The sequence below is a fragment of the Micromonospora sp. NPDC005979 genome, assembly GCF_040614415.1.
GTDB lineage: Bacteria > Actinomycetota > Actinomycetes > Mycobacteriales > Micromonosporaceae > Micromonospora.
The window spans coordinates 48886-61906 of the sequence record NZ_JBEXUR010000019.1; the positions used below are offsets into that span (position 1 = coordinate 48886).

The 13021-nt window shown below is 73.0% G+C and carries 12 protein-coding genes and 1 riboswitch; of the genes, 5 read left to right on the forward strand and 7 right to left on the reverse strand.

Annotated features, from left to right (window positions below; all coding sequences use genetic code 11):
- Positions 1–61: 61 nt before the first annotated feature.
- The 3 genes from ABZ272_RS26585 to pdhA are packed head-to-tail and all read right to left on the reverse strand — an operon-like array spanning position 62 to position 3755.
- The gene (locus tag ABZ272_RS26585; RefSeq protein ID WP_355052646.1) at positions 62–1558 is read right to left on the reverse strand and encodes a dihydrolipoamide acetyltransferase family protein; all 1497 of its coding nucleotides are present in this window, start codon (positions 1556–1558) and stop codon (positions 62–64) included.
- Positions 1555–2559: an alpha-ketoacid dehydrogenase subunit beta gene (locus tag ABZ272_RS26590; protein ID WP_355052698.1), complete on the reverse strand. Its 1005-nt coding sequence runs from the start codon at positions 2557–2559 to the stop codon at positions 1555–1557. Before ABZ272_RS26590 ends, ABZ272_RS26585 begins: the two co-directional genes overlap by 4 nt.
- Positions 2556–3755: a pyruvate dehydrogenase (acetyl-transferring) E1 component subunit alpha gene (gene pdhA, locus ABZ272_RS26595; protein WP_355052699.1), complete on the reverse strand. Its 1200-nt coding sequence runs from the start codon at positions 3753–3755 to the stop codon at positions 2556–2558. The genes ABZ272_RS26590 and pdhA overlap by 4 nt, the downstream gene beginning before the upstream one ends.
- Before the next feature lie 97 nt (positions 3756–3852).
- On the opposite strand from pdhA, the gene ABZ272_RS26600 reads away from it, so the two are divergent.
- Positions 3853–4335, forward strand: coding sequence for an Lrp/AsnC family transcriptional regulator (locus ABZ272_RS26600; protein ID WP_355052700.1), 483 nt, complete (start codon positions 3853–3855; stop codon positions 4333–4335).
- 53 nt (positions 4336–4388) lie between these two features.
- Here the strand turns inward: ABZ272_RS26600 and ABZ272_RS26605 are convergent, their stop codons facing one another.
- The 4 genes from ABZ272_RS26605 to ABZ272_RS26620 are packed head-to-tail and all read right to left on the reverse strand — an operon-like array spanning position 4389 to position 8612.
- Positions 4389–5360 carry a DNA primase small subunit domain-containing protein gene (locus ABZ272_RS26605; protein ID WP_355052647.1) on the reverse strand — a complete coding sequence of 324 codons (972 nt, stop codon included), beginning with the start codon at positions 5358–5360 and terminating at the stop codon, positions 4389–4391.
- Positions 5361–5397: 37 nt separating this feature from the next.
- On the reverse strand, positions 5398–6705 hold the full coding sequence (locus ABZ272_RS26610) for an acyltransferase (protein ID WP_355052648.1): 1308 nt from the start codon (positions 6703–6705) through the stop codon (positions 5398–5400).
- Between the two features lie 21 nt (positions 6706–6726).
- Positions 6727–7698, reverse strand: coding sequence for an NAD(P)-dependent oxidoreductase (locus tag ABZ272_RS26615; protein ID WP_355052649.1), 972 nt, complete (start codon positions 7696–7698; stop codon positions 6727–6729).
- 23 nt (positions 7699–7721) lie between these two features.
- The gene (locus ABZ272_RS26620) at positions 7722–8612 is read right to left on the reverse strand and encodes a glycosyltransferase (RefSeq protein ID WP_355052650.1); all 891 of its coding nucleotides are present in this window, start codon (positions 8610–8612) and stop codon (positions 7722–7724) included.
- A 211-nt stretch (positions 8613–8823) separates the two neighbouring features.
- Here ABZ272_RS26620 and ABZ272_RS26625 point away from each other — a divergent pair, with 211 nt between their 5' ends.
- From ABZ272_RS26625 to ABZ272_RS26640, 4 genes are all read left to right on the forward strand, one after another.
- Complete coding sequence (locus ABZ272_RS26625; RefSeq protein ID WP_355052651.1) at positions 8824–10383, forward strand: glycosyltransferase family 39 protein; 1560 nt, start codon at positions 8824–8826, stop codon at positions 10381–10383.
- 62 nt (positions 10384–10445) lie between these two features.
- Positions 10446–11177: a histidine phosphatase family protein gene (locus ABZ272_RS26630; protein WP_355052701.1), complete on the forward strand. Its 732-nt coding sequence runs from the start codon at positions 10446–10448 to the stop codon at positions 11175–11177.
- On the forward strand, positions 11161–12030 hold the full coding sequence (locus ABZ272_RS26635) for an NAD(P)H-hydrate dehydratase (protein WP_355052652.1): 870 nt from the start codon (positions 11161–11163) through the stop codon (positions 12028–12030). The genes ABZ272_RS26630 and ABZ272_RS26635 overlap by 17 nt, the downstream gene beginning before the upstream one ends.
- Before the next feature lie 93 nt (positions 12031–12123).
- Complete coding sequence (locus ABZ272_RS26640; protein ID WP_355052653.1) at positions 12124–12624, forward strand: hemerythrin domain-containing protein; 501 nt, start codon at positions 12124–12126, stop codon at positions 12622–12624.
- Positions 12625–12922: 298 nt separating this feature from the next.
- Positions 12923–13012, forward strand: a riboswitch (ZMP/ZTP riboswitch).
- Positions 13013–13021: the final 9 nt, after the last annotated feature.

Genomic DNA, 13021 nt, shown 5'->3' on the forward strand with positions numbered 1-13021 from the left:
CCCAGGCCGCGCGCCGGCCCCGACGCCGCGCAAGCGGCGTCGGGGCCTCAGGGGGTACGCGTCAGACGGCGGCGATCAGCAGCGCCGGGCGCTCCACGCAGTCGGCGACGTGTCGCAGGAAGCCACCGGCCACCCCGCCGTCACAGACCCGGTGGTCGAAGGTGAGGCTCAACTGGGTGACCTTGCGGACGGCCAACTGCCCGTCGACCACCCATGGCTTGTCCACGATCCGCCCCACGCCGAGGAGCGCCGCCTCGGGGTGGTTGATGATCGGCGTGGAGCCGTCCACGCCGAACACCCCGTAGTTGTTGAGGGTGAAGGTGCCGCCGGTGAGCCGGGCCGGCGCGAGCGTCCCGGCCCGCGCCGCGGCCGTGGTCTCCGCCAGCGCGGCGGCCAGTTCGGCCGTGGTGAGCCGCTGGGCGTCCCGCAGCACCGGCACCAGCAGGCCCCGGTCCGTCTGCGCGGCGATACCCAGGTGCACGCCGGCGGACTGGACGATCCGCTGGCCCTCGGTGTCGACACGGGCGTTGAGCTGCGGGTACCGGCGCAGGCCGCTGAGGCAGATCCGGGCCAGCAGGGCCAGGATGCTCACCGGGGCGTCGGGCGTCGCCGCGTTGATGGCCGCACGGGTCTCCAGCAGCCCGGTGGCGTCCACGTCGACCCAGATGGTCACCTCGGGGATCTCCCGCCGGCTGCGGGAGAGCTTGTCGGCGATGACCTTGCGGATGCCGGTGAGCGGGATGACCACGTCGCCGTCCCCGGTCGGGGCCAGGGCGACGTGGGGCTCCGGCACGGCGGCGAGCCGGGGCGCGGTCGAGGCCGCCTCCACGTCGGCGCGGCGGATCACCCCGCCGGGTCCGGTGCCCCGCACCGCGCTCAGGTCGACGCCGCGCTCGCGGGCCAGCCGACGGACGATCGGCGAGATGACCAGGGCACTCGGCGACTGGGCACCAACCGTCGCGCCGCCCTCGGCGGCAGCGGAGTGCGAGGCCGGAATCGCGCCGGGCCGGTCGACCCCGACCGCGCCGGTACCGGCCGAGCCCGTGGCGGCCGAGCCAATGGCGGCCGAGCCAATGGCGGCCGGACCGGCGGCAGCCGAGCCCGCGCCGGTCGCGCCAACGCCGGTCGGGCCGGGGGCGGTCGGCGCGGCGTCGGTCGGGTCGGGGGCGAGGGTCAGGCGCGGCCGGCGGCGACGGCGGGTCGCGCCGCCGTGGCCCGTCCCGTACCCGATCAGGACGTTGCCGGAGCCGGCCCGCTCCTCCTCGCGGTAGGTGGCGTGCCCGGCGGGCTCGCCACCGTCGCCGTCCAGCGGCGCGATGGTGATCAACGGCTGGCCGACCGGGCGGACCTCGCCGGCCGCGCCGTGCAGGGTCACGACCCGTCCGGCGTACGGGCAGGGCACGTCGACGACCGCCTTGGCGGTCTCCACCTCGACCACGCTCTGGTCCACCTCGACGACGTCACCGACGGCGACCCGCCACTCGACGATCTCGGCCTCGCTCAGCCCCTCGCCCAGGTCGGGCAGGAGGAAGACCTGGGTCCGCTCGACGGTGGTCATGCCGCCGCCCAGCGCGCGTCGGGCTGGTCGTCCCACTGCAGGCGGGCGACCGCGTCGAGGACGCGGTCCACGCCGGGCAGGTGGGTGTGTTCCAGCATCGGCGCCGGGTACGGGATGTCCAGCCCGGCCACCCGCAGCACGGGAGCGTGCAGCGCGTGGAAGCAGCGCTCCTGCACCCGGGCGGCAATCTCCGCGCCGACGCCCGCGAAGCCGGGCGCCTCCTGGATGACGACGCACCGACCGGTGCGCCGGACCGAGGCGGTGATGGTGGCGTCGTCGAACGGCACGATGGTGCGCACGTCCACGACCTCCAGGTCCCAGCCCTCCTCGCGCGCGGCCTCGGCGGCCTCCAGAGCGACCGGCACCGCCGGTCCGTACGCCACCAGGGTCGCGTCGCGGCCGGGCCGGCGCACGACGGCCCGGCCGAACGGCTCGGTCCGCGTCGGCAGGGCCGCGTCGGCGCTGGCGAAGTAGAGCTTCTTGGGCTCCATGAAGACCACCGGGTCGGGGTCGTCGATCGCCTCCCGCAGCAGGGAGTACGCGTCGTCGACGGTCGCCGGGGTGACGACTTTGAGGCCGGGCGTGTGCGCGTAGTACGCCTCGGACGAGTCGCAGTGGTGCTCGACCCCGCCGATCCCGCCCGCGTACGGCACCCGGATGACGATGGGCACGCTGAGCGCCCCCCGGGTGCGGTTGCGCAGCTTCGCCACGTGCGAGGCGATCTGCTCGAACGCCGGGTACGCGAACGCGTCGAACTGCATCTCGACGACCGGCCGCAGCCCGGACATGGCGAGGCCGACGGCGAAGCCGACGATGCCGGCCTCGGCCAGGGGCGTGTCGAAGCAGCGGGATTCGCCGAAGCGTGCCTGGAGGCCGTCGGTGATCCGGAAGACGCCGCCGAGCTGCCCGACGTCCTCGCCGAAGACGACGACCTTCTCGTCGGCGGCGAGCGCGTCGGCGAGGGCGGTGTTGAGGGCCTTCGCCATGGTGGTGGCCATCAGGCGTCACCCTCCTGGTCGTGCACGGCGGCCAGCTCGGCGCGGATGAGTTCGCGCTGCTCGACGAGCTGCGGGGTGGGCTCGGCGTAGACGTGGTCGAACAGGCTCAGCGGGTCGACCGTGGGCTGGCTGTTCATCCGGGTCCGCAGGTCCGCCGCGTACGCCTCGGCCTGCTCGGCGATCTCGGCGACCGCCGCGTCGTCGAGCACCCCACGGGCGCGCAGGTAGGCCTGGAGGCGGGCGACCGGGTCGCGGTCCCGCCAGGCGTCGACCTCCGCGCCGTCGCGGTAGCGGCTGGCGTCGTCGGCGTTGGTGTGCGGCTCCATCCGGTAGGTGTGCGCCTCCACCAGGAACGGCCCGTTGCCGGCGCGGGCGTGCGCGACCGCGCGGGTCAGCACGGCGAGCACGGCGACCGGGTCGTTGCCGTCGACCTGCTCACTGGGTACGCCGTAGCCGACGCCCTTGTACGCCAAGGAGGGCGCGGCGGTCTGCCGGGACAGCGGGACGCTGATGGCGTACCTGTTGTTCTGCACGAAGTAGACGACCGGGGCTTTGAACACGGCGGCGAAGTTGACGCCCTCGTGGAAGTCGCCCTCGCTGGTCGCCCCGTCGCCGATGAAGGCCAGCGCCACGGTGTCGCGGCCCTGGTACGCCTCACCGTGGGCGAGGCCGGCGGCGTGCACGCACTGGGTGGCGAGCGGGGTGCACTGCGGCGCGGTGTGCACCCGGGTCGGGTCGTAGCCGCAGTGCCAGTCGCCGCGCAGCAGGGTGAGAACCTCGACCGGATCGATGCCTCGGGCAACCAGCGCCATCGATTCGCGGTAGGTGGGGAACACCCAGTCGGTGTCGCGGACGGCGAGCGTGGCGGCCACCTGGCACGCCTCCTGGCCCCGGGACGACGGGTAGACGGCGAGGCGGCCCTGCTTGGTCAGCGCGGTCGCCTGGGTGTCGAACCGGCGGCCGAGCACCATCCGGCGGTACAGCTCCCGCAGCGCCTCGACGGGCGGCTCCGGGTAGTCGGTGCGGGCCGGCAGCGGCGTGCCGGTCTCGTCGAGCAGGCGGACCGGTTCGGCGTCCGGCAGCAGCGAACGCGCCGGGTCGGGCGGGGTGACCGTCCGACGGGCGCGCGGGGATGCCCTGCGGACCGCCTGGGGTGTGGTCGTCACGGCGGGACCTCCTGGGACGTGTGGTGAGCCTATGCTTCCGCCTGACGGATGATTGACTCAAGATCCACGAAGAAGGCGGGACGTCTGGCATGCGGGAGGCAGATCGGTGAGCCAGGAGACCGAAGACGGGGTGGGCCGGGCGGCCGGAGCGGGACGATCGGCCCGAGCCTTGGACGAGGTCGACCGGCGGATCGTGGACGAACTGGTCCGCGACGGGCGTACGTCGGTGCGCACGCTGGCCGAACGGATCCACATCTCGCGCACCAACGCGTACGCCCGGGTCGAGCGCCTGGTGCGCGACGGCGTGATCACGGGGTTCCGGGCACAGGTCGCGCCGGAGGCGGCCGGTCTGGGCACCTCGGCGTACATGGCGTTGACGATCGAGCAGAACACCTGGCGGGAGGTGTCGGCCGAGCTGGCCCAGGTGCGCTACGTCGAGCACGTCGCACTGCTCAGCGGCGAGCACGACGTGCTGGCCCTGGTCCGGGCGCCGGACAACGCCGCCCTGCGGGACGTCGTACTCGACCGGGTGCAGCGCATCTCCGGGGTGCTGTCGACGCGGTCGTGGCTGGTCTTCGAGGAGTTCGAGGGCACGCAGAGCCCGTGGGCCTGAGGTGTAAGGAAGGGCCCCCTATTACCGCCTGGTGTCTAATAAGGGGCCCTTCCTTACACCTCAGGCGGGGCCTCCAGGCCTTCGCGGTCGGCCAGTTCCAGCAACGGCTCCAGCGAGTGCCGGTCGCCGTCCAGGCCGGCGTGCGGGTCGCCGCGCTCGGCGAACCGGGCCGGCATGGTGAGCACATCGAAGTCCTCCGGACGGGCGTCGTCCAGCTCCGCCCAGTCCAACGGCGCCGACACCAACGCCTGCGGCGTCGGCCGGATCGAGTACGCCGACGCCATGGTGTGGTCGCGGGACATCTGGTTGTAGTCGACGAAGACCGGCCGGTCCCGCTGGTCCCGCCACCAGGTGGTGGTGACCAGGTCCGGCAGCCGACGCTGCATCTCCCGTCCCAGCGCGAGCACCGCCCGGCGGCACTCGCCGAAACTCCACCGCGGCTCGATCGACAGGTACACGTGCAGGCCCCGCCCGCCGGTCGTCTTCGGGTAGCCCGTCATGCCCAGCTCGGCGAGGAACGCGCGTACCTCCCGGGCCACCGGCACCACCTGCTCGAAGCCGACGCCCGGCAGCGGGTCGAGGTCGATGCGCAACTGGTCGGGGCGCTCCACGTCGCGGGCGGAGACCGGCCACGGATGGAACCGCAGGGTGCCCAGGTTGGCCGCCCAGATCACCACGGCCAGCTCGCTCGGCGCGACCTCGTCGGCCGTCCGGCCGCTCGGGAACGTGATGTGCGCGGTGCGCACCCACTCGGGCGCGCCCGCCGGCAGCCGCTTCTGGTAGAACGCGTCGCCGCGGTTGGTCTGCCGGGTCGCGATCGTCGCGCCCTCGAAGACGCCGCGCGGCCAGCGTTCCAACATGGTCGGCCGGTCGCGCAGCGCCCGCAGGATCCCGTCGCCGACCGCCAGGAAGTAGCGGACCACGTCCAGCTTGGTCAGCCCACGTTCCGGGAAGTACGGCTTGTCGGGGCTGGAGACGCGGACCAGCCGCTCCCCCACCCGGATCTCCTCCGCCGCCGTGGCCATGCCCCCGAGGGTACGACGTGGGGGCGGACCCGGTGGGCTACCGGCCGGTGACCAGCGTGGCGTGCTGCTGCGGCAGTTCCTCGGTCGGGCCGCCGACCGACGCCGGCTGCGTCGTCCCGGGCGGCTCCTCGGCCACGGCGGTCTGCTGCTCGACCGGTAGCGTCTGCGCCGACCGGCGGGCCACGAAGCCCGGCGTCCAGTCCTTCAATCGCAGCGCCGGGCGCTCGACGAGCTTCCACGAGACGAACGCGGCGACGAAGGCGACCGCGAGCGACATCGCGGCGAACGGGACGTACCCCCAGCGGCTCCAACCCAGACTCGCCATCACCTGCTGGCCGACGAACCCGTAGATGTAGATGCCGTACGAGTAGTCGTTCTTACGGCCCACCCAGTGCAGCTGGCGGGGCATCCGCACCGACAGCCACACCAGCAGGTACGCGAACGCCGGCAGCCCGATGGCGAAGAACCCGCCGAAGAGCAGGGACAGTCCCAGCGCCACGGCCGAGCCGATGCCCAGCGCGTCGTTGATCGGCACCCGCTCCCGGTAGAGGTCCAGGGTCGCGCCGAACGCGAACAGGAAGCCCAGGTAGACGATGTAGTGGAAGCTCATCACGCCCACCAGGGGCGAGTCGAACGACCAGCTCGCCGTGGACGCCGGCCCGCTGAACTGCCCGGAGCTCACCCAGTCCTGCAGGATGCTCAGGTAGAGCGCGACGGTCAGGAACAGCACGAACCGGCGGGCGTTGCGCAGCACCGCGGTGATGGCCAGGACACCCACCACGACGTAGCAGAACATCTCGTACTTGAGTGACCACAGGGCGCCGTTGAAGACGCTGGAGCCGCTCTTCTCACCCCACGGGGTGGTCGCCTTGAGCAGGTCCTGAATGCCGTACTGACGGACACCGGTCCACCAGTTGGCCTGTAGGTAGGCCAGCGGGCCGCCCCGGTCCCAGGCGTTCTCGAAGAAGCCGGCCGTGGTCCCGTGCTCGCGCAGGGCCACCAGCGGGGCCACCACCAGCGCGGTGATCAGCAGGCACACCCAGAGGCCGGGGAAGATGCGCAGCGCGCGGTGCCAGGCGTAGCGGATGATGCCGGTACGCCGGGCGCTGCGGGTGATCAGCAGGCCGGAGAGCACGAAGAAGCCGTACACCGCCATGGTGCCGACGTTGGTCTGCCGGCCGGTCAGGTGGTAGCCGAGGTCGTTGGCGCCGAAGCCGAGCGGCTTGGAGTGCGACAACACCACGCCGACCGCGAGGCAGAGCCGGATGAGCCCGATGCCGTTGCTGCGGCCGGAGAGCAGGTCGGCGAGCGTGCCACGGGAGCGGACGAGGGCGGGGGTAGTCATGCGGTCAGGACCTCTCGACCATCAGGCGGGCACCTCGGCGCCGGCGTGCTCCCACAACTGCTTCATTTCGGTGTGCAGATCGTCGCCCGGCGACCAGCCGAGCACCTCGGCGGCGAGCCCGACGTCCAGCCGCTGCCAGCTCGTCTCGGCCGGGCCGGTGTGCTCGGCCTCGACCAGATCGGTCGGCACCTCACTGACGTCGATGAGGAGCTGGACCATATCACGGGCGCTGGCGGCGACTCCGCGACCGATGTTGATCACGTGGCCGGCCGCCGCGGGTCGGGTCGTGGCCAGCAGCACGGCGGCCACCACGTCGCTCAGGCCCACGAAGTCCCGCCGCGAGCCCAGCGGAGCCAGCTCCAGCCGGGCCCGCTCGCCGGCGCGCTGGGCGTCGCGCAGCCGACCCGCGACCACCCCGAGCAGGCTGTGCCCGGGCTGGCCGGCGCCGATCACGTTGCCGACCCGCAGCGTCACGCCCTCGATCAGGCCCGCCCGGTCGGCCTCGGCGACCGCGGTGGTGCAGCGGAGCTTGAACTCGCCGTACGGCATCACCGGCGCGGGCCGGAGCCCTTCGGCCATCGACGTGTCGACCGGCACCAGCCCGTACTCGTGCACGCTGCCCAGCTGGACCACCCGGACCCGTCCGGGCAGCCGGCCGGCGGCCTCGATGAGGCGCTCGACCAGGGTCACGTTGACGGCGAGCATCTGCGCGTCGTTGAGCCCCCACATGCCGCCCGCGGAGTTGACGACCACGTCCGGTTCGAGGTCGCGCAGCAGGGCGGTGATCTCGTCCACGTCGGCTGCGGCGAGGTCCAGAGCACGGACGGCGACGCCCGGCCCGATGTCGCGCGGCGTACGGGCGACGGCGATGACGGTGTGCCCCGCGTCGGCCAGCGCCCGGCAGATCGGACGGCCCAGGAAGCCGGTGCCGCCGAGCACCACCACCCGCCGCCCGTCGCCCTCCGGCGCCGGCTGCCGCTGCTCGACGATCATGGCTTCTCCCTGGCTGTGGTCGCTCATCGGCCCGGCCCGAACGCGTGCCGCGACAGGCTCTTCACACCGGTCATCCGGCCGGCGAGCACAGCCGTCGGCAGCAGCGTGATGGCGTGCAGCCGGGACGACATGTAGCGGCGGGCCGCCCGTGCCGCCCGGGGCCAGCCCTGCTCGTCCATCCGCCGGGCGACCTGGACGAAGTACGCCCGCGCCTCGGTGAACCGGGTGCCGGTGATCGCGTCGGCGGCGGACTTGCTCACCGCGTGTCGCCGGTACTGGAAGCACAGGGTGTTGTCGATCGCCATCTGCTCGCCGCGCTGGATCAGGTCGATCACCAGCGCGAGGTCCTGGATGACCTGGAACTCCTCGCGGAAGTCGACGGCCTTGAGGGCGTCCGTCCGCCAGCAGATCGACGGGAAGTAGAACCAGCAGCCGCGCAGCAGGCTGGCCGCCAGGTCCTCGCCACCCATCAGCGTCCGGGACTCCACGCGCGGGGCGTAGAGCCGACGCTTGGCCTCGTCGACGATGGTGTTGACCACCGTGCCGTCGGCGTCGATGATCTCGACTCCCGGCTGCACCATACCGACGCCCGGGTACTGCTCGATCACCGATCGCACGGTCGCGACGTAGTTGGGGTGCATGATGTCGTCCGTGCCCATCATCACCAGGTACTCGTGCTCGGCGAGGCCGACGCACTTGCGGTAGTTGTTGGTGATGCCGAGGTTGCGCTCGTTGCGCTGGTAGCGGACCCGCTCGTCGGAGATCTGCGCGAACCACTCCGGCACGCCCGGCTCGGTGCCGTCGTCGACCACGGTCAGACGCCAACCCGGATCACTCTGTGCCATCACGCTGCGCACCGCCGCCTGCATGAGGGGCACACTCCCGTAGTACGGCAACATGATGTCGACAATCATCGGTTCCCCGGGCCTTACTCTGCGTGGTGGACGTGCGCGACGGGCGCGGGCCACATTATCAGGCACGGCGTCCGAATCCAGTACCGGCGATCCGGCCCCGGGGCTCGCCGTCGCCACCACCGGCGGTGACCGGACGACGGGTCCTCCGGCGACCACGCCGACGGCTATCATCGTCGCGCCCACTCCCCGCTCGCCCCCCGATCGGACGCCGATGCCAGACCGCGCCGTCACCACGGACGCGCCTCCCGCGCCCACCGACGCGGGGCCGCCCCCGCCCGCCACCGAGTCGGAGGGACGGCGACTCCCCCTCGCCCGCCGACTCGTGCTCAGTGTCTGGTTCTGGCCCACGGCGTTCGCGGCCCTCGCGGTCGGCTGGCGTCTCGGCAGCCCGGAGATGTGGCACGACGAGTTGGTCACCGTCGACGTGGCGACCCGCTCGACCGGGCAGATCCTGGGGATGCTGGCGAACGTCGACGCCGTACACGGGGCGTACTACCTCTTCATGCACGGCTGGACGAGCCTGTTCGGCACCGACGCGGCCGTCGTACGGCTGCCGTCGGCGCTGGCGATGGTCCTGGCGACCACGTGCGTGGCGCTGGTCGGACGTCGGATCTTCGACCGGACGGCGGGTGTCGCCGCCGGCTTCGTCTTCGCCCTCGTGCCCACCGTCACCCGCTTCGGGCAGGAGACCCGGTCGTACGCCTTCGTGGTCCTGGCCGCGGCGGCGGCCACGCTGTTCCTGCTCCGGGCGTTGCAGCGCCCGGGGTGGCTGCGCTGGATCGCGTACGCGCTCGCCGTGGCCGGCATCGGCCTGGTGAACGTGGTGGCGCTCACGCTGCTGCTCGGGCACGGTGTCGCCGTCCTGATCCACGCCTGGCGGGAGCGCCGCTGGTGGTCGCTGGCCTGGTTCGTGCTCGCCACCGCCGCCGGGGTGGGGATCGCCGCCCCGGTGGTCCTGCGCGGCATGAAGCAGGCGGGACGGCAGATCAGCTGGATCCCGGACAGCGCGCCGTGGACGGTCTGGGAACAGGTCTTCGGGTCGGTGCTGCTCGCCGCCGCGATCACCGCGCTGGCCGTGGTCGGGGTGCTGACCCACCTGCGCCGCGACGTGGCCGCGCGGACGGCCGCCGCCGCGGTGATCGCCGCGCTGCCGCTGCCGGTGATCCTGGTGGCCTCCACCGGCGACATCAACTACTTCTTCTCCAAGTACCTGCTCTTCCTCGTGCCGGCGTGGGCGGTGCTCGCCGGAGGCGCCGCCGCCGCGCTGCGCCGCGCGCCGCTGGTCGCGGTGGCAGTGGTGGCGCTGGCCGCCCTGAGCGTGCCCGGTCAGCTCGCGCTGCGCGGGGAGTACTCGCACGGCTGGTACACGTACCCGCAGAAGCGCGCGTTCGCGCCGCTGTCCTACTCGCAGGCGGCTCGGGTCATCGAGGCCGGCTACCAGCCCGGCGACGGCCTGGTCGCGGGTGGCCCGTGGTGGTGGATGCACGAGCCCGGTGTGCGCTACTACCTTCCCGCCGACATCTCGCCGCGCAACGTCTTCCAGCAGCGGTCGGCGGCCCAGCGCGACGAGCTGTTCGGCGCGGACTGCCCGACTCCGGCCCGCTGCCTGCGGGACGAGCCGCGACTGTGGGTGCTGTTGCCGACGGTCACCGACGCGCCGCTGGCCGGCCTGCCGAAGAAGCAGTCCGCCGCACTCGCCGAACGGTACGAGGTGGTCCGCGTCACGCACGTGACCGGGCTGACCGTGGCCCTGCTGCAACGGCGCGGCTGAGTCGACACCCGGCCCGGCGCCGGCACGGTTACCCCGTGCCGAGCCCGGGTACCGGGGTCGGCATGGCGGAACTGTCGACGCTCTGGATCATCCGGCACGGGGAGAGCACCGCGAACGTGGCGGCCACCCGGGCCGAGGAGACCGGCGCGGACGTGATCGCCCTGAGCCACCGCGACGCCGACGTACCGCTCTCGGACACCGGCGAGGAGCAGGCGCGGGCGACCGGCCGCTGGCTCGCGGGGCTGCCCGAGGACCGGCGACCCGACGTCGCGGTGGTGTCGCCGTACCTGCGGGCGGTGTCCACGGCGAAGCTGGCGCTGCGCGGCACCGGGATTCCGGTGAGCCGCGACGAGCGGCTGCGCGACCGGGAGCTGGGCATCCTCGACGGCCTGACCGGGCACGGGGTGCGCCAGCGTTTTCCCGACGAGGCGAAGCGGCGTGACCGGCTGGGCAAGTTCTACTACCGGCCGCCCGGGGGTGAGGCCTGGACCGACGTGGCGCTGCGCCTGCGGACGCTCCTCGGTGACCTGCGCCGCGACCACGAGGGCCAGCGGGTGCTGCTGTTCGGCCACGACGCGCTGGTCTTCCTGCTGCGCTACCTCATCGAGGGATTGACCGAGCCGGAGCTGATGGCGCTGACCCGCGAACACGTGATCGCCAACTGCTCGGTCACCGACTGGTCCGCGGACGAGCAGGGCCGCCTGCGGCTGGGCGGTTTCAACGAGGTCGGCCACCTGCACCGGCAGGGCGCCGAGGCGACCAGGGAGGACGAGATCCATGCCGAACCGGTCTGAGGTGAAGGTGATCACGCCGGCGCTGCTGCGGGACTGGGCGCTGCCGGTGCCGGCCGGGGGCAAGGAGAGCCGGGGCACCGTGCTGGTGATCGGCGGCTCCCGCTTCACCCCCGGGGCGGTCCTGCTCGCCGGAGTGGCCGCGCTACGCGCCGGCGCCGGGGTCCTGCAGCTCGCCCTGGCCGAGTCGACCGCCGCCACGCTGAGCATCCAGGTGCCCGAGGCGCTCGTGGTGGGACTGCCGGAGACGTCCGACGGCACGGTCGCCGCCGATCGGGCCGGCCAGCTCCGCGAGTTGGCCGGCGCGGCCGACGTGGTGGCCCTGGGTCCGGGGTTGACCGGCATCGACGAGACCGGCCGGCTGCTCGACCTCGTCCTGGAGGCGACCGGGCCGCAGACCCCGCTGGTCCTGGACGCGTACGCCCTGGGCGCGCTCAGCCACGAGCCGAAGCTGCTGGTCGGCTCCGGCCGCCCGGTGGTGCTCACCCCCAACGTCACCGAGGCCGGCCACCTGCTCGGCCGTGACCCGGGCGACGAACTGAGCGCCGAGGCCGCCGAGCTGGCGCGACGGTACGAGGCGGTGGTCTCGCTCTACGGGCACGTGGCCGCCCCGGACGGGCGTGGCTGGCGGGAGGAGAGCGGCGACGCCGGCCTCGGCACGTCCGGCAGTGGGGACGTGCTCGCCGGGCTGCTGGCCGGGCTCCTGTCCCGGGGCGCCGACCCGGCGCAGGCCGCCTGCTGGGGTGCGTTCGCGCACGCCGTGAGCGGCCAGCGGCTGATTCCGCGGTACGGCCGGATCGGTTTTCTGGCCCGGGAACTGCTCGACGAGATCCCGCGCACCCTGGCCACCGTCTGACCAGGCGAGGTGAGCCGGATTCGCCTGTTTCCCCACTCCGGCTCGGGGTACCGGATCGACACCAGCCGAGCTACCGAACAAGGGGGCACACCGGTGTCGACCGATGCCATCGTCCTGCTCAAAGAGGACCACAAGGAGATGCGCCGTCTGTTCAAGGCCTTCCAGGATGCCGAGGAGGGACCGGCGAGCCAGCGGCAGAAGCTGGTGGACCAGATCCTGGAGGCCCTGACGGTGCACACCTACCTGGAGAACGAGGTGATGTACCCGGAGGTCCGCCGGCTCCTGCCCGACCTGGAGGACGACATCCTCGAGTCGTACGAGGAGCACCACGTGGCCGACCTGCTCTGCCTCGAACTGGCCAGCATGGACGCCAAGGACGAGCGCTTCACCGCCAAGACGACGGTGCTGATCGAGAACGTCACGCACCACGTCGAGGAGGAAGAGGAGGAGTGGTTCCCCAAGGTCCGCGAGGCGTTGGGCCGTAAGCAGCTCCAGGAGATCGGCGAGCAGATGATCGCGCTGCGCGCGGACGCGCCGCGTACCCCCACCCAGCCGAAGGCGATCAAGAAGGCGCGCGACGCGGTGACCGCCTGAGGCGACGCGTTCGCACCGAGGGGCCCGGCACACCGCCGGGCCCCTCGTCGTGCCGCCCCCGCCCCCGGCCCGCCGGCCCGGCCGGCTCCCCCGCCCCCGTCCCGGCCCCCCGCCCCCGCCCCCCGGCCCCCGGCCCCCGGCCCCCGGCCCGCGATCTTGCACTTTCTGTGGCCGATTAGCGACGTTTCGTGGAGTTTTGGCGCGACAGAAAGTGCAAGATCGCGGGAGGCGGGGCGGGGGCGGTTCAACCGCCCGTCGGGAGGTCGGCCGGGTCGGCCGGCGCCGGCCCGGTAGGATCGGCGCGGGCCGTTACTGGCGCGTTGGGATGGAGAACCATCGGGGAGCGGCCCCGTCACAAGGACGTTTGCCGTGCGCCTGGGCCTTCCGCACATTCGTA